General features: G+C 52.5%; 15 protein-coding genes. 2 read left to right on the plus strand and 13 right to left on the minus strand.

Features of this window, described 5'->3' with window-relative positions; translation table 11 throughout:
- Window positions 1-3: 3 nt before the first annotated feature.
- From nuoI to lrhA, 9 genes are all read right to left on the minus strand, one after another.
- Window positions 4-546, minus strand: coding sequence for an NADH-quinone oxidoreductase subunit NuoI (gene nuoI, locus DD586_RS13525; protein ID WP_012769140.1), 543 nt, complete (start codon window positions 544-546; stop codon window positions 4-6).
- Between the two features lie 16 nt (window positions 547-562).
- A complete protein-coding gene (gene nuoH, locus DD586_RS13530; RefSeq protein ID WP_012885393.1) occupies window positions 563-1,537 on the minus strand; it encodes an NADH-quinone oxidoreductase subunit NuoH in 975 nt (324 codons plus the stop codon).
- Window positions 1,534-4,260, minus strand: coding sequence for an NADH-quinone oxidoreductase subunit NuoG (gene nuoG / locus DD586_RS13535; RefSeq protein ID WP_012885394.1), 2,727 nt, complete (start codon window positions 4,258-4,260; stop codon window positions 1,534-1,536). The genes nuoH and nuoG overlap by 4 nt, the downstream gene beginning before the upstream one ends.
- 114 nt (window positions 4,261-4,374) lie before the next feature.
- A complete protein-coding gene (gene nuoF / locus DD586_RS13540; RefSeq protein ID WP_012885395.1) occupies window positions 4,375-5,724 on the minus strand; it encodes an NADH-quinone oxidoreductase subunit NuoF in 1,350 nt (449 codons plus the stop codon).
- Window positions 5,721-6,251 carry an NADH-quinone oxidoreductase subunit NuoE gene (gene nuoE, locus DD586_RS13545; RefSeq protein ID WP_012885396.1) on the minus strand — a complete coding sequence of 177 codons (531 nt, stop codon included), beginning with the start codon at window positions 6,249-6,251 and terminating at the stop codon, window positions 5,721-5,723. Before nuoE ends, nuoF begins: the two co-directional genes overlap by 4 nt.
- A 2-nt stretch (window positions 6,252-6,253) precedes the next feature.
- Window positions 6,254-8,053: an NADH-quinone oxidoreductase subunit C/D gene (nuoC, locus tag DD586_RS13550; RefSeq protein WP_012885397.1), complete on the minus strand. Its 1,800-nt coding sequence runs from the start codon at window positions 8,051-8,053 to the stop codon at window positions 6,254-6,256.
- A 116-nt stretch (window positions 8,054-8,169) separates the two neighbouring features.
- Window positions 8,170-8,844, minus strand: coding sequence for a NuoB/complex I 20 kDa subunit family protein (locus DD586_RS13555; RefSeq protein WP_012885398.1), 675 nt, complete (start codon window positions 8,842-8,844; stop codon window positions 8,170-8,172).
- 18 nt (window positions 8,845-8,862) lie between these two features.
- Entirely contained in the window at window positions 8,863-9,306 is a 444-nt protein-coding gene (locus DD586_RS13560) for an NADH-quinone oxidoreductase subunit A (RefSeq protein WP_012885399.1), read from the minus strand.
- A gap of 663 nt (window positions 9,307-9,969) precedes the next feature.
- The gene (lrhA, locus tag DD586_RS13565; protein ID WP_012885400.1) at window positions 9,970-10,899 is read right to left on the minus strand and encodes a transcriptional regulator LrhA; all 930 of its coding nucleotides are present in this window, start codon (window positions 10,897-10,899) and stop codon (window positions 9,970-9,972) included.
- Window positions 10,900-12,237: 1,338 nt separating this feature from the next.
- Between lrhA and DD586_RS13570 the strand changes: the two genes are divergently transcribed.
- Window positions 12,238-13,452, plus strand: coding sequence for a pyridoxal phosphate-dependent aminotransferase (locus DD586_RS13570; protein ID WP_012885401.1), 1,215 nt, complete (start codon window positions 12,238-12,240; stop codon window positions 13,450-13,452).
- A gap of 43 nt (window positions 13,453-13,495) precedes the next feature.
- Here DD586_RS13570 and DD586_RS22375 read toward each other — a convergent pair whose 3' ends face one another.
- Window positions 13,496-13,624, minus strand: a complete 129-nt coding sequence (locus DD586_RS22375; RefSeq protein ID WP_264183294.1) for a hypothetical protein — start codon at window positions 13,622-13,624, stop codon at window positions 13,496-13,498.
- Here DD586_RS22375 and yfbR point away from each other — a divergent pair.
- On the plus strand, window positions 13,623-14,222 hold the full coding sequence (gene yfbR, locus DD586_RS13575) for a 5'-deoxynucleotidase (protein WP_012885402.1): 600 nt from the start codon (window positions 13,623-13,625) through the stop codon (window positions 14,220-14,222). The two genes, DD586_RS22375 and yfbR, sit on opposite strands and share 2 nt — an antisense overlap.
- Window positions 14,223-14,335: 113 nt before the next feature.
- Here yfbR and DD586_RS13580 read toward each other — a convergent pair whose 3' ends face one another.
- The 3 genes from DD586_RS13580 to DD586_RS13590 form a co-directional block, all read right to left on the minus strand.
- Window positions 14,336-16,171: an SLC13 family permease gene (locus DD586_RS13580; RefSeq protein WP_012885403.1), complete on the minus strand. Its 1,836-nt coding sequence runs from the start codon at window positions 16,169-16,171 to the stop codon at window positions 14,336-14,338.
- 146 nt (window positions 16,172-16,317) lie between these two features.
- Window positions 16,318-16,974, minus strand: coding sequence for a sugar phosphatase (locus DD586_RS13585; RefSeq protein ID WP_012885404.1), 657 nt, complete (start codon window positions 16,972-16,974; stop codon window positions 16,318-16,320).
- Window positions 16,975-17,012: 38 nt separating this feature from the next.
- Window positions 17,013-17,507, minus strand: a complete 495-nt coding sequence (locus tag DD586_RS13590) for a YfbU family protein (RefSeq protein WP_012885405.1) — start codon at window positions 17,505-17,507, stop codon at window positions 17,013-17,015.
- Between the last annotated feature and the right edge of the window lie 111 nt (window positions 17,508-17,618).

Genomic DNA, 17,618 nt, shown 5'->3' on the forward strand with positions numbered 1-17,618 from the left:
TCCTTAGGGCAGCAGGCCTTTGACGTCAATGGGTTTGGCTTCGTTTTCGGCTTCGCCCTTCTCTTTCCCATCAACAGCCATACCGGCCATCCGGTAGAAGTTGTATTCCGGATATTTACCCGGCCCCGAGATCAGCAGATCTTCTTTTTCGTACACCAGATCCTGGCGCTTGAACTCACCCATTTCAAAATCAGGGGTCAGCTGAATTGCCGTCGTTGGGCAGGCCTCTTCACACATGCCGCAGAAAATACAGCGGGAGAAGTTGATGCGGAAAAACTCCGGATACCAACGGCCATCCTTCATTTCCGCCTTCTGCAAAGAGATACAGCCTACCGGGCAGGCCACAGCGCACAGGTTACAGGCTACGCAACGCTCCTGCCCGTCCGGATCACGGGTCAGTACAATACGACCACGGAAGCGCGGCGGTGGATTCACCGGCTCTTCCGGATACATTTTGGTTTCACGCTTTTTAAACGCGTTGGAACCCACCATGCAGATACTGCGTACCTGGGTGCCGAAACCAATCAAAAGTTCTTTCAGTGTCATGGTTTATTCACCCCTATCAAGCGTTGTACAGAATGACCGCAGCGGTCACCAGCAGGTTCAGTAGCGTCAGCGGCAAACATACGCGCCAGCCGAATGCCATCACCTGGTCATAACGCGGACGTGGCAACGACGCACGAATCAGGATGAACATCATCATGAAAAACGCCGTTTTCAACGCAAACCAGACGAACGGAGGCAGGAAAGGACCATGCCAGCCGCCGAAGAACAATGTGACGATAAGCGCAGAAACCGTCACGATACCGATGTATTCACCGACGAAGAACAGGCCGAATTTCATCCCGGCGTACTCGATATGGTAGCCGTCCGCCAGTTCCTGCTCCGCTTCCGGTTGGTCAAACGGATGGCGGTGACACACCGCCACACCCGCAATCGCAAAAGTGATGAAGCCGAAGAACTGCGGGATGACGTTCCACACCGTGGACTGCGCGTTAACGATATCCGCCATGTTGAACGAACCCGCCTGCGCGACCACGCCCATCAGCGACAACCCGAGGAATACTTCATAGCTCAGTGTTTGCGCCGACGCACGTACCGCACCCAACAGCGAGTATTTGTTGTTACTCGACCAACCGGCAAACAGTACGGCGTAAACCGCCAGCCCCGCCATCATCAGGAAGAACAACACCCCGATGTTCAGGTTGGCAACCTGCCAGGTTGGACTAACCGGTACGATAGCGAACGACAGCAGCAGCGACGTAAACGCAATCACTGGTGCGAGGATGAAAATCACCTTGTCGGCAAACGGCGGCGTCCAGTCCTCTTTGAAGAACATCTTGAGCATGTCCGAGACCAGTTGCAACGAACCGCCCCAGCCAACCCGGTTAGGTCCGTAACGCCCCTGGAACAGCGCCAGCAAACGGCGCTCCCCCATACTCATCAGCGCACCGCAGCTGACTACGACCAGCAGAATCACGACTGCTTTGCCGACAGTAGCCAGAATATCCAGTACATCCGGAGTCAACCAACTCATTGTGCAGCCTCCCGCAGCATTTCAACGGTCGCACCCGCCAGCACCGGAGCAATGCCCGGGAAGCCCAGCGGCAAACCAATCTGGCCCTGACGCAGTTCTGCGCTTAACCGCACCGGCAGGCGCAGCGTCTGACCACCACAGGTGATGTCCAGCAACGCTCCGGCATTAACCCCCAGCAACGCGGCATCAGCCTGACTGACTACCGCACAAGCCTGCGGCATACGCTGCTGAATCACACCAGAGCGCTGTGACAACTCGTCGCTACCAAACAGATTGTAGTAAGGTGCAACCTGCCACTGCCCTTGTTGAGGAGCAAACGGCGCGGGGATCTGGCTGAAGTATGGCAGCGAACCCTCACCGGCTTCGATAAGGCGCACGCCCGGATCGCCGTGACGCAAATGTCCGCCCACTTCATCCTGGAACTTGTTCCACGCTTGCGGTGAGTTCCAGCCTGGCGCCCAGGCAAACGGCACCTGCTGACGCTCAGCCAACGGGCTGTTGTTCCCTTCCATTGAGAAGGCGAACATGGTGTCGCGGTCCTGCGGCTGACGCGGCTCATGCACGCTGATGTTAGCACGCATCGCGGTGCGGCCACTGTAACGATGTGGCTCACGTGCCAACTTCTGACCATGAATGCGGAATGAAGCATCCGGTGCGGCGTCCTTAATTGCTGCCAGTTGCGGCAGCGCGCTGACACAGGCGTCAATAACATGGTCCAGTTGTGTCCAGTCCACCTGACGGCTGTTATAGGTGATATACAGGGAATGCAGCCAACGCCAGCTTTCCAGCATAATCACCTTGCTGTCGTAGTAGGTCGGATCGTAGACCTGGAAGAAGCGCTGCGCACGACCTTCCTGACTGATGAGCGTACCGTCGCTTTCTGCAAAGCTGGCGGAAGACAGCACCAGACTGGCTTTATCCATAATCGCAGTGCGCTGGTGATCCAGCACAATCAGATTGGTTGCTTTTGCCAACGCCGCATCGACACGCGCTGCAGGCGCATGGCGATACAGATCGTTTTCCAACACCACCACACTGTCGGCTTCGCCGGTTTCCAACTGAGACAGTGCATCATCCAGCGAACCACCACCCATCATGGCCACACCCATGCTGTTGGCAGCGGCGGCGACAAACGTGATGCCGACGTCGGAACCACGAGCTTTGAGCGCTTTGGCAACGTTAGCTGCTGCCGCGATCACGTCGTCGCTACCGGCATTGGTGCCGGAGATAATCAACGGTTTGCGAGCGCCAGCCAGCGCCTGAACGATGACGTCCACTTTCTGGGTAAGATCAGCAGGTAAATCGCTAACGGCCGGGGCGGCATTGTCGAGTGCATGGGCAATCGCGAAGCCCAGACGAGCCTGTTCTGCTACCGGTGCACGGTAATTCCATGCCGCGATATCATCCAGACGGGTGCTATCGACGTTAGTGACAAACAGCGGGTGTTTGGCGTGCTGACCGATATTCAGGATAGCTGCAATCTGCCAGTCGGCGACTTTCTGGGCTGCCGCCAGCTCACGCGCTTTGCCTTTCACCGCCTGACGGACCGCCAGCGCAATACGCGCCCCGGTTTGGGTCAAATCTTCACCCAGCACCAGCACAGCGTCATAGCTTTCGATTTCACGCAGAGAAGGCGTACGGACACCACTCTCCTTCAACACTTTCAGCATCAGTTGCAGACGGTTTTGCTCAGTCTGCGATACACCGGTGTAGAAGTTGTCGGCACCGACCAGCTCACGCAACGCGAAGTTGCTTTCTACGCTGGCGCGCGGCGACCCGATACCGATGACACGTTTAGCCTGACGCAACACATCGGCAGCACCTTGCAATGCCTGCTCGGCATTCAGGGCAATCCAGTCATCACCGCGACGTTGCAACGGCTGACGAGGACGATCTTTCAGGTTGACGTAGCCATAACCGAAACGACCGCGGTCGCACAGGAAATAATGGTTCACGCTGCCGTTATAGCGGTTTTCGATACGGCGCAATTCGCCATAACGTTCGCCAGGACTGGTGTTACATCCCACGCTGCACTGCTGACAAATGCTCGGCGCGAACTGCATATCCCACTTACGGTTGTAACGTTCAGAATGGGTTTTGTCGGTGAATACCCCAGTCGGGCACACTTCCACCAGGTTGCCGGAAAACTCGCTTTCCAACACGCCGTCTTCCGGACGACCGAAATAGACGTTGTCATGCGCACCGTAAACACCCAAATCTTTACCGTCGGCGTAATCCTTGTAATACCGCACGCAACGGTAACAAGCGATACAACGGTTCATCTCGTGGGAGATGAACGGGCCAAGATCCTGGTTGTGATGCGTACGCTTGGTGAAACGGTAACGACGGAAGTTATGGCCCGTCATTACGGTCATATCCTGCAGATGACAGTTCCCCCCCTCTTCACAGACCGGACAGTCGTGCGGGTGGTTGGTCATCAGAAATTCCACAATGGTTTTGCGGAACTGCTTTGCTTCGTCATCGTCAATAGCGATATAAGCGCCATCCGACGCTGGCGTCATACAGGACATTACCAGACGACCACGGGTATCTTCCGCGTTCTGATACTGCTTGACCGCACACAGGCGGCAAGCACCGACGCTCCCCAGCGCCGGATGCCAGCAAAAGTAAGGAATATCAAGTCCCAAAGACAGACAAGCCTGCAGCAGGTTATCCGCTCCGTCCACTTCATATTCTTTGCCGTCTACATGAATCGTTGCCATAGTCAGCATGCTTCCATAACAGCCCACCTCAGGCGGGCACTAATCAAAAATTCTGTCTGCGGGATGAATCGACGTTTATTCCCGGCATGATGCTCAACACACCGGGCAACGTGATTACCAGCGCTGTTTCAGCAGGTTGGGCTGAATGCCGCCAATCGGTTTGGCGTTACTGACCACCTGTCTGGCGATGCCTGCCTCGAATTCGTCCCGGAAATATTTAATGGCGCTCTGCAACGGTTCGACCGCACCTGGCGCATGGGCGCAGAAGGTGTTGCCCGGCCCCAGGAAGCGGCACAATTGCTCCAGCGTTTCAATATCGCCGGGTTGCCCTTCACCACGCTCCAGCGCACGCAAAATCTTCACACTCCACGGCAAGCCGTCACGGCAAGGCGTACACCAGCCACAGGACTCACGGGCGAAAAACTCTTCCAGATTGCGGGTCAGCGATACCATGTTGATCTCATTATCGACCGCCATCGCCAGCGCCGTACCCAGACGGCTACCGGCCTTACCGATGTTTTCGAAGTCCATCGGTAAGTCGAGATGGGCATCGGTCAGAAAATCGGTACCCGCTCCGCCAGGCTGCCACGCTTTTAAGGTCAGACCATCGCGCATACCACCGGCATAGTCTTCCAGGATTTCACGGGCAGTAGTGCCAAACGGCAGTTCCCACAGACCTGGATTTTTCACACGGCCGGAGAAGCCCATCAGTTTGGTGCCGGCATCTTTGCTCTTGCCAGCCGACAGCCCCTGATACCACTCAACGCCATGCTCGATAATGGCAGGTACGTTGCACAGCGTTTCTACGTTATTAACGCAGGTGGGCTTACCCCACGCCCCGGCAGAAGCCGGGAACGGTGGTTTAGAGCGCGGGTTGGCGCGACGACCTTCCAGCGAGTTGATGAGCGCCGTTTCTTCACCGCAAATGTAACGACCCGCGCCGGTATGGACAAACAGCTCAAAATCAAAGCCGGTGCCCATGATGTTTTTGCCAAGCAGCCCGGCTTCTGTCGCCTCAGCGATAGCACGGCGCAAATTGGCCGCCGCCTCAACGTATTCGCCGCGCAGGAAGATATAACCGCGATAGGCTTTCAGCGCATACGCACCGATCAACATGCCTTCCACCAGCAGATGCGGCATCTGCTCCATCAACAGGCGGTCTTTGTAGGTACCCGGTTCCATCTCATCCGCGTTGCACAGCAGGTAGCGGATATTCATGCTTTCGTCTTTCGGCATCAGGCTCCACTTAAGACCCGTGGAGAAACCTGCACCGCCGCGACCACGCAAACCAGCATCTTTAACCAGGGTGACGACTTCATCCTGTGCCATACCGGTCAGCGCTTTTTTAGCACCGGCATAACCATTTTTGCTGCGGTATTCGTCCAACCATACCGGCTGCTTGTCTGCACGCAAGCGCCAGGTCAAGGGATGCTGTTCAGCCGTCAGAACAATGTTTTTACTCATTGATACTGCTCCAGTAACGAATCGAGATCATCAGGCTTCAACTGACTATGGGTGTCCTCATCGATCATCATCGTCGGCCCCTTGTCGCAGTTCCCCAGACAGCAGGTCGGCAATAATGTAAAACGACCATCAAATGTCGTCTGACCCGGCTTGATATTCAGCTTTTTCTCCAGCGCAGCCTGAATGCCTTGGTAGCCCGTGATATGGCACACGACACTGTCACAGTAGCGGATAACATGGCGCCCTACCGGCTGACGGTAAATCTGGCTATAAAACGTCGCTACGCCTTCTACGTCGCTGGCTGGGATACCAAGCACATCGGCAATAGCATTAATCGCGCCATCCGGTACCCACCCGCGCTGTTTCTGTACAATTTTCAGCGCTTCGATAGACGCCGCGCGCGCATCTTCGTAGTGGTGTTTTTCATGCTCGATAGCATCACGCTCTGTGTCACTTAACACAAAAACATCGCTGGCGGCCTGCGCCGGAGCATCGATAGAATCCTGAGTGTTGTTATGGTCGTGCATAATTAGCGGTCCACATCTGACATGACAAAATCAATACTACCGAGGTATACGATCAAGTCGGATACCAGACAGCCACGAATCACCGCCGGGATCTGTTGCAGGTGCGCAAAGCTCGGCGTGCGAATACGGGTTCGGTAACTCATGGTGCTGCCGTCGCTGGTCAGGTAATAACTGTTGATTCCCTTGGTCGCTTCGATCATCTGGAATGATTCGTTAGCCGGCATCACCGGGCCCCAGGAAACCTGCAGGAAGTGGTTAATCAGCGTCTCAATATGTTGCAGCGTGCGTTCTTTCGGTGGCGGCGTAGTCAGCGGATGATCAGCCTTGAACGGACCTTCCGGCATGTTCTTAAGGCACTGTTCCAGAATACGCAGACTCTGACGCAGCTCTTCCACTTTCAGCATTACGCGGCTGTAGCAATCGCTAACGCCATCACCCACCGGTATCTCAAAGTCGAAGTTTTCATAGCCAGAGTAAGGACGGGCTTTACGCACATCGAACGCAATGCCGGTAGCACGCAGGCCTGCGCCAGTTACGCCCCATTCCAACGCTTCTTTAGCGTTGTAAGCGGCAACACCCTGTGAACGCCCTTTCAGAATACTGTTTTGCAGCGCGGCTTTGATGTAGGTGTCCAGACGAGCCGGCATCCAGTCAAGGAATTCACGCAGCAGACGCTCCCAGCCACGCGGCAAGTCATGTGCAACGCCGCCGATACGGAACCAGGCCGGATGCATACGGTAGCCGGTAATCGCTTCGACCAAATCGTAGATTTTCTGACGATCGGTAAACGCGAAGAACACCGGTGTCATGGCGCCGACGTCCTGAATAAAGGTACTGATGTACAGCAGGTGGCTGTTGATACGGAACAGTTCGGACAGCATGACGCGAATCACCTTCACGCGTTCCGGCACCTCGATACCCGCCAGTTTTTCCACCGCCAGCACATAAGGCATTTCATTTACACAACCGCCGAGGTATTCGATACGGTCGGTGTAAGGGATATAACTGTGCCAGGACTGGCGCTCACCCATTTTTTCCGCACCACGGTGGTGATAGCCGATATCGGGGATACAATCGACAATCTCTTCACCGTCGAGCTGCAGGATGATACGGAAGGCACCATGCGCAGACGGGTGGTTCGGCCCCAGGTTCAGGAACATGAAGTCTTCGTTATTCGTACCGCGCTTCATCCCCCACTCTTCTGGTTTGAAGGTCAGGGACTCCATCTCCATGTCCTCGCGCTGTTTGGTCAGCACGAAAGGATCGAATTCGGTAGCTCGCGCCGGAAAATCCTTACGCAGCGGGTGACCCTGCCAGGTCTGCGGCATCATGATGCGCGTCAGGTGAGGATGGCCTTTGAAGGTGATGCCAAACATGTCCCACACTTCACGCTCATACCAGTTGGCGTTAGGGAACAGTTTGGTCAGGGTAGGCATGTTGAGATCGTTTTCAGACAGTGCCACTTTCAGCATGATATCGCGGTTACGCTCAATCGAAATAAAGTGGTAGAAAACGGTAAAATCGGCATCTGGTAACCCTTGGCGGTGGGTACGCAAACGTTCGTCCACACCATGCAGGTCAAGCAACATCACATAGGGTTTAGGCTGTTTTTTCAGGAAAACCACTACATCCAGCAATTGCTCGCGTTTCACCCAAACTACCGGCAGACCGGTACGGGTTGCCTGGATGGTGAACGCTTCCGGCCCAAAACGGTTACACAGCTCGCCAACGACCGGATCATCCCTATGATCACGGGTTTGCCATGCAGGCAGAGCGACATCGTGCGTCGTTAAATCTGTCATAAATTATGTCACCACAGTAATGTGCTATTTCTGTGACTGATGATGGCTACACACGTTTATCGTGATATGAATTTACCGTGATCTTACGTAGCCACTACAGCCTTCACTCACAGGGGTCAAATCTCATCAGGAGAACGCAGGTTGGTTACCGCAATGCGCTCGCCTCGTTTACGTTCACGCTCGGATTGCATGTTCGCGCGGTAAACCCCCTGATCGCCTACCACCCATGACAGAGGACGGCGTTCCTTACCAATAGACTCTTTCAGCAGCAACAGTGCCTGCATGTAGGCTTCCGGACGTGGCGGGCATCCAGGGATGTACACATCGACCGGCAGGAACTTATCAACCCCCTGCACTACGGAGTAAATATCGTACATACCGCCGGAATTCGCACAAGCTCCCATGGATATAACCCATTTAGGTGCCAACATCTGGTCGTATAAACGCTGAATGACCGGCGCCATTTTTAAGAACGGCGTACCGGCCACGACCATAAAATCCGCCTGACGTGGTGAAGCACGGATAACTTCGGAACCAAAGCGCGCCACATCGTGCACAGAGGTAAAAGATGTCGCCATTTCTACATAGCAACAGGAAAGACCAAAGTTATAAGGCCACAAGGAATTGCTGCGCCCCCAGTTGACCATGCTGTGCAGCGACTGTTCCAGGTTGCCCATGAAAACGCTGCGATTGACATGCTGCTCAAGCGGATCGCTGACAATCTCTTGCTTCTGGAGGGGGTAACGGTCGTTCTCACCGTCCGGGTCAATGCGGGTGAGCGTATAATCCATCTTCTAAATGCCTCGCTATTACTGCTGATGAGTGTTAGTGGTCTGGGTCACGACATTGGATTTCACGACTTGTCTTTTGGAACGCACAGGCGTCCAGTCCAACGCGCCGATGCGCACCAGATAGACCAAACCAGCCAACAGCACCAAAATGAAAATTGTAGCCTCGACGAAGCCTATCCACCCACTTTCCCGGACAGAAACTGACCAGGCGTAAAGGTAGAGAGCTTCAACGTCGAAAATAACGAAAAACATAGCAACCAGGTAAAACTTGGCAGAAAGCCGCAACCGCGCTGAGCCAACGGAAGCGATACCTGATTCATAAGGAATGTTTTTGTGTCGAGCCCGGGCTCTGCCTCCTAGCAGGAAGCCGCCGAGTAACATAAAGCCGCAGAGACCTACAGCAATGATAACGAATAGCGCAAAGGCCCAGTGATGGGCGAGGACTTCAGTAGTTGTTGACATACTCTTGCTTACTCATCAAAAGTGATCAGACACCTGCTCTTTACCCGGCAGTTTGTCGCCACATCGATTAAAAGGAAGGATTTTTCGCCACAAAAACGCCACAACGTATAAGGTTAAGAAGCGCTTTAATGCGGTCTGATTCCCTGTTATGTAACCTTATTTTCAACGCCACTAAAAATAACAGCACATTACTTTACATGCACGTGGTTTCGTTAACATTTTGTGTGTAACACGGTAACTAAATCGAGTCAGTCAATCGCCCCACGTTAACGATTCCTCCTGCAAAAAGCCCTTAAGAGGCTGGGTGACTATACCATTTTCGACAAGAATTCCTGTTCCCCCATAGGGTTAATAGGGGTATTTTTTGATCCAGAACACACTTTTTTCATTTATGTTAGTAAAAAAATTGCGCCAGTTGCTCAGCCATTAACCTTTTCATTCGGTCAACATAGCTTTAAAAAAAAAGAAAAGCAGTTTTAATAAAACGGGAACACAACGACGGTGCTAAATGACGATAAGCGACTGGAAAATGTGATGATACTCCCTCTGCAAGGTGCAAAGCGGGGAATGCGTCGGCAGGGCAAAAAAACGGAACAAAAAGACAGAACATAGTGGGGCTTGTCGCCCCGCTATGTCGTGATATCGATAATATCGCGTAACAGATCAGTCGTTGGGTGGCTCGCGCATATCGCTTTCTGATCCAGCACTCACCGGCAGCAGATGAGAGCGTGTACCAGACTCGATAGCGCCGAAAATGGCGTTCGTCAGTTCATTGTCATGATCCGGATTTTTGCACAGGTAGTAACGCGTATCAGGCAGCTTAGGCAACCCTTCTTCTTCACCCAACACGCGCAGCTCCGGACTCATCATTTCGACTGAACGAACCGTAATCCCCAGACCTGCTTTCACCGCCGCACGCACCGCAGACAACGTAGAAGCAACATAGGAAATTTTCCACGGGATACCCGCCGCGGTCAATTGCTCGAGCGCCAACGTACGGAACGGACTCGGCTCATCCAATACCACCAGAGAAACGGTCTCTCCCGGCTGATACTGATAGTCGGCAGCGCAATACCACAACGTCGGTGACGTACGCAGCAACACATGGGGTAAATCCTCGGCATTAGACGTAGTAATGACCAGATCAATTTTCCCCTGTTGCAGCATATCTGCCATTTCTGCGCTGCGTTTGATACTGACCGCAATCGACAATTTCGGAAATACGGTTGTCACACGCTGCAGGATGAAAGGCAGAATAGTATCCGCCGTATCATCAGAGGCACCGATAGTCAGCGTACCCTGAATATCGCTATACATCAGTGAGGCGCATGCCTCATCATTAAACTGCAGAATTTTTCTGGCATACCCGAGAAACTGGATGCCATGCTCAGTGAGCAGCTTGTTTCGCCCGTGGCGGGCAAACAGCTCCTTACCAATTAACTGTTCCAGACGCTGCATCTGCTGGCTTACTGCCGACTGTGTTCGACACACAGCGACAGCGGCTGCCGCAAACGTATTCAAATCTGCAACAGCGACGAACGTTCTCAACAGATCGAGATCCAGGTTGAGGACAGGGCGACTTGTATTTGTCATACGGCTCTTCACTTATCTATTTTAATTTTTAACAAACATACCTGGTGTTGATGTTGATGCCCCGACAACGGTCGGATGCACAATAAAAGACGAACAGTATCGCAGACGAACGGTTACGGCAAAAGGCTATCGCTACTATATTCCTTTCCCCGAATCACCTCTCTCCCCCACCCTCCTTATTTAAGCATCTTATTACGGAATCAGACCATCAAGAAGAACCCTTTTATTATTTTAGATAGTAAAATAAAAATGAAAAAAACACCAGCTATCTCACTGCGCCACAATTTACTGTCAGCAGATATAAGATTCTGATTGCGCTTACTTTACGAGCCGCTGCCAGCAAAATATACGACATCTCTTATTTTTCACTTTTGACGCATACTTTGTGCATCATTGATTGTCTGTTTGCTTGAAAAAGACATTACGCACAAAACATCAGCAGGCTTTCAAATCACACTATTCCGTTTAAAATCGCGATTTAATCCCATCGCAGAACCCATCAATCAGCCTGATGAATCTGCTTCTGTCGATGCTTTTGTCACTAACCTGCCATCCGTAAGCGCTCTGCAGCCTCCGGACACAATCACAACTAATACAGTGAGTTACTATCAGTCTGTGACACATTTTTTATGTAAAGATTATTTCTTTTTTGTAAAATAATCAAAAAATACACAAAAATGTCATGTGTAACATAAACTTTCATGAAGTTATGCGCTGAGAATTCCAACGAGAAAATAATTATCGTATTTACTGTAGGAGATGCCTGTTCTTTATTATTCCTGCACGGTCATTTACGCTATTCGATTAAATAGTCTGGTTTTTTATTATCAGCACCTTGGACACTTTTTATTTTATCACCAATAAGGAAACATTCCGTGCTGCTCTACAGAGAAACATTTGCTTGCTCTTCTGTTATTACCCTATTTTAAAAATGGTTTTTATGGCACCAGAACTCATCCGCCATTTTATGATACCGGTTTCAGCGCTGAAAACAGGTATCTCAATTACGTCAATAAGTGACCGAAATATTCCCCAGACCCTCACCATAAGATGATTAACGCGTCGTTATGCGAGCCAGCTCGAATTATCGAACGAAGCCAGATGGTTCTGTTCTGATCATCGACGTCGGAATGTGGTCGAAAAATAAAAACACAGCCACAATTTCAGAACATTCCGTTAACAGAAAATGCTATTTATCGCCGCCATGCCGATAATCACTAATCTGGAAGCATCGTCACAGCCATAGTAATGATTCTTCAAAACACACAACGAGAAGAGTACATTAGTGTCGTTAGGCGATTACTCATCAGGAATAGGATCCTGTAAAAGGCTTGTTAAATGTCACCGATAGAAAAATCGAAAAAACTGGAAAACGTTTGTTACGATATTCGTGGCCCAGTACTAAAAGAAGCAAAACGACTGGAAGAAGAAGGCAACAAGGTGCTTAAGCTGAATATCGGCAACCCGGCGCCTTTCGGGTTTGATGCCCCGGATGAAATTCTGGTGGATGTCATCCGCAATTTGCCAACCGCGCAAGGTTACTGTGATTCAAAAGGGTTGTACTCTGCCCGTAAGGCTATCGTACAGCACTATCAGGCGCGCGATATGCGTGATGTCACGTTGGAAGACGTCTACATCGGTAATGGCGTATCCGAGCTGATTGTCCAGTCAATGCAGGCGTTGCTGAATACCGGTGACGAAATGCTGGTGCCTGCACCGGACTATCCACTGTGGACCGCCGCGGTTTCGCTTTCCAGCGGCAACGCTGTGCACTACCGCTGTGACGAAGAGTCCGACTGGTTCCCGGATCTGGATGATATTCGTAGCAAAATCACCCCCCGTACCCGCGGGATCGTCATTATCAACCCGAACAACCCGACCGGAGCGGTATACAGCAAAGAACTGCTACTGGAAGTGGTTGAAATCGCGCGTCAGCACAACCTGATCATTTTTGCCGACGAGATTTACGACAAAATCCTTTATGACGACGCACAGCATCATTCTATTGCCGCACTGGCACCGGATTTGCTGACGGTGACCTTCAACGGCCTGTCCAAAACCTATCGCGTCGCCGGGTTCCGCCAGGGGTGGATGGTGCTCAATGGCCCGAAAAAACACGCCCGCGGTTATATTGAAGGCCTGGAAATGCTGGCATCCATGCGCTTATGCGCTAACGTGCCGATGCAGCATGCTATCCAGACCGCGCTGGGCGGTTACCAGAGTATCAGTGAATTCATCCATCCGGGCGGGCGTTTGTATGAACAGCGCAATCGTGCCTGGGAACTGATTAACCAGATCCCCGGTGTTTCCTGTGTTAAACCGAATGGCGCGCTGTACATGTTCCCCCGCATTGACGCCAAACGGTTCAATATCCACGACGACCAGAAATTGGTACTGGACTTGCTGCTGCAGGAAAAAGTGCTGCTGGTGCAAGGCACCGCGTTTAACTGGCCGGAACCGGACCACCTGCGTATCGTGACGCTGCCGCGTGTTGATGATCTGGACATGGCAATCAACAAACTGGGCCGTTTCCTGGAAGGGTATCACCAGTAATGCGTTGCGTCCGGCTCTGCACGGTGCCGGACGCACCTTCCTTTTATTCTGAACCTTTATCTTCTCCTGATCCTTTCACCACATCGGCTTTTTTCAGGCTGGCCCTGATTTGCTTCTTGATGTCAGAGCCGCCACAATAAACCTCTATTGCCTTACGCCGAGAGATGTTCATGGTCCAGAGTCACTTCTTCGCTCATTTATCCCGCCTGAAACTCATTAGCCGCTGGCCGCTGATGCGCAATGTCCGGACAGAAAATGTCTCCGAACACAGTCTGCAGGTCGCCTTTGTCGCGCACGCGCTTGCTGTGATCAAAAACCGTAAATTCAACGGCAATATCAATGTTGGCCGTATTGCCCTGCTGGCCATGTACCATGACGCCAGCGAAGTGTTGACCGGCGACATGCCCACACCGATTAAGTATTACAACGCACAGATTGCCCACGAATATAAGAAAATCGAAAAAATCGCCCGCCAGAACCTGATCGCCATGTTACCTGCCGAACTGCAACAGGACTTCAGCCCGCTGCTGGACGAATCTCACATCAGTGAAGAAGAACATGCGATGGTTAAACAGGCGGATGCACTTTGCGCGTACCTGAAGTGTCTGGAAGAACTATCAGCAGGGAATAATGAGTTTCTGCTGGCCAAAGCGCGACTGGAAAAAACACTCCAGCAACGCCATAGCCCAGAAATGGATTACTTCATGACGGTGTTTATTCCGAGTTTTAGCCTGTCGCTGGACGAAATCAGCCAGGAATCGCCGCTGTAATCGCTCCAGCAGGCCAACTCAAACAGCCTGAATCATGCCCCTCAGGCTGTTTTCCTTATTTACGGTTTTACGGTTTTACGGTTTTACGGTTTTACGGTTTTACGGTTTTACGGTCAGAATGGGTATAACCAGGGCACCATCACCACGCTAACGACCATCACCACCAGGGTGAACGGTACGCCGACCCGAACAAAATCGCTGAAGCGGTATCCGCCAGGTGCCAGCACCAGCGTATTCACTGGCGAGGAAACCGGTGTCATAAATGCAGCCGAAGCGGCAATCGCAATGATCATTGCAAACGGGTAAGGCGAAACCTGCATCTGTTCTGCCGCGGCAATCGCAATCGGCGCCATCAGGACCGCTGTCGCCGTGTTGGAAATAAACAACCCCGTCAGCGCGCACAGTAGAAACAGGCATACCAGCATCACATGCGGCCCAGCATCGCCGCCAATTTCCATCAGCCCTTTTACAATCAGCGCGACCCCACCGGTTTGCTGCAATGCCAGCGCAAACGGCATCATTCCAACGATAAGAATCAGGCTCGGCCAGTGCACCGCACGGTAGGCGCTTTCCATGTTGATACAGCGGAACTGCCCCATCAACAGACACGCAATCAACGCGGCAATCGCATTAGGAATTTCGTCGGTGAGCATCATCGCCACCATCAGCGCCAGACAAAATAACGCATGTGGAGCCTGATTACTGGCGGGGGCGACCTCATCCACTTCCGCCGGTAAATTGAGCACAATAAAATGACGCTTATGCTGATGCAGCAGACGGATGTTTTTCCAGTCGCCGATAACCAGCAGGATATCGCCCAGCTTTAACGCTTCGTCAGCCAGCGTCCCTTCCATCGCCTCACCATCCCGGCGAATACCGACGACCGTCAACCCATAGCGACTGCGAAATGCGACCTCTTGCAACGTTTTGCCCAAGAGCCCGGAATCCGGGATAAGCGAGACCTCCGCCATACCGACATCGCGCGCCTGCTCAGAGAAATATTCGCCGCGTAGCACCATCGGCTCCAGCCGTTGGGTGGCGCAAAACTCACGCAGGTCAACTTCCGATGCCGACATATCGACCAGCAGCACATCATTGAGCCGTAACTCGCTATTACCACTCACGCTCACCATAATGCGTCGGAACTTTTGCCAGCGTTCAATCCCGACCACATTGGCACCATAATGCTGACGTAATTGCAGATCGTCCAGACGCTGACCGATGAGCGGTGATCCGGTTCGGATCGCCAGTCGACGCGCCCGCCCGGTCAGCCGATATTCCCGAATCAGATCCCGAAACGTTTTACGCTTCCACCCGTCTTTTTGGCCATCGCTATCTGTTGTGGTCAGCCAGAAACGGGCAACCAGCATATATACAATCCCGGTCAACAGAACGACGGCACCGATAGGCGTGACGCTAAAAAAACTGAACCCGGCCATTCCGGTTCGTATCAACTCACTGCTGACAACCATATTGGGTGGCGTCGCCACCAACGTCATCATCCCACTGATAAGGCCAGCGAAAGCCAGCGGCATCATCAGACGAGCTGGCGTCGTTTTCATTCGTGCGGCAACATTCAGCACCACGGGAATAAAAATAGCCACCACGCCGGTCGAACTCATGAAAGCCCCGAGCAGCGCTACCGTACACATCAGCAGAATCAGCATGCGGGTTTCACTCTGCCCGGCCACACGCATCAACCAGTCGCCGACCTGATAAGCGACGCCCGTTCGCACCAGACCTTCACCAATCACAAACAATGCCGCTATCAGGAATACGTTTGGATCGCTGAAGCCAATCAGTGCCTCCTGTAGCGTTAGCGTACCGCTCAAGACAAACGCGACGATTACCAGCAACGCGATCACATCCATGCGCAGCTTACCGGTGGCAAACAACACAATGGCAATCGATAACAGAATGACGACCCAGACTAGCGAACTGCTCAACATGCCTCCTCCTGACGTTAACAGTCCTTATTCATCAGGCGGCACTCCGGTCAGAAGTGGTTCTTCCAAAGGAGCCGCTTAAGCCCAGAATGCCATAAAAAAACCCTGACAAAGCAGGGTCTTGATCATGTTTAGCGGGGTTTGCGCCATCATTTCAGGGTGATGTTCACCCAGCCATCTGCTGTACGCGAAATCTGCAATTGCTCAAGAGAAGATAATGCGGCATCTACCTCATCCAGACGTGGCGTATCGGCTGGTGCCTTCACCGCGATAACCTTGCACCCGGCCGCCAGACCTGACAGCACACCGGCTGGTGCATCCTCCACGACGACACACTCTGCCGGCGACAGCCCCAATCGTTCGGCACCCAGCAGGTAAGCATCCGGGTTGGGTTTACCCCGTGCTACCTGCTCTGCGGTAATAAACTCACGCGGAGCAGACAACCCCGCCTCGCGATGGCGGGCATGGGCAATCGGCACCGTTCCTGACGTCACTATCGCCCACGGGATATCCAGTTCATCCAGACGAGTCAGCAACGCCTGTGCGCCTGGCATAGCGACAATACCTGCCGTATCCGTCGCCTCAACCTGCTCCAGCGCAACAAACTCTCGTTGGATAGTCTCTTCGCTGGCACCTGCCAGAAAATGACGCAACGAGGTAATAGCTTGTTTACCATGAATAAAATCCAGGACCGTTTGCGGCGCAATATCATGATCTCGTGCCCAGTTACTCCAGGCCCGCTCCACCGCGGGCAATGAATCCACCAGCGTGCCGTCAAGATCAAACAGAAAACCTTTACACTCCACAAAAAGCCCCTTCTTTACTTATCTGCCCCTGAACCGAATCAGGCATTGATGATTTGTGCGATCTCCACCGCACTCAGGTGATACTGACGCGGGCAGGATTGCCAAATCGCCAGCATGCGGACGTATTTATCCCACATTTTGGTCTGTGAGTTAAAGCCATGTGTGCCGGAATCAAAATGAGGATAACGGCCTTCCACATGTACCATAAAGCGTACGTAACCCAGGTAGCGTGCTTCCGTTGCCGCATCGAAACCCAGAAACGCCAGGCGGCGCTCATCCATATCCGGTTTTTCTTTCAGGTTGGCCCAGGACACCTGCAACGCATGGTGCATTTCCATGACATTGATAAGGGTACGGCACACATCTTCACTCAAATCGCCAAAATCGCGATCCAGCTCCCGCATTTGCAGCCCATATCCTCGTTCAATAATGGTTTGCAGACGACGGTAACGCTCTGCGTTATCGGGATCCAGCATCGACATCATTTTGTACTGGTTAGACAGGATAAGTCTTTGAGCATTGGTCATTTCCATGGTGCACTCCTGAATCTGATTCCGACGAAAGGGATATTGACAGCAGAATCGCACACTGACTGGCAGTCGTTTCTTGATTTAAAACAGAATCGAATGGAAAAAAACTCAGCG

The organism is Dickeya parazeae Ech586 (assembly GCF_000025065.1).
Lineage (GTDB): Bacteria > Pseudomonadota > Gammaproteobacteria > Enterobacterales > Enterobacteriaceae > Dickeya > Dickeya zeae.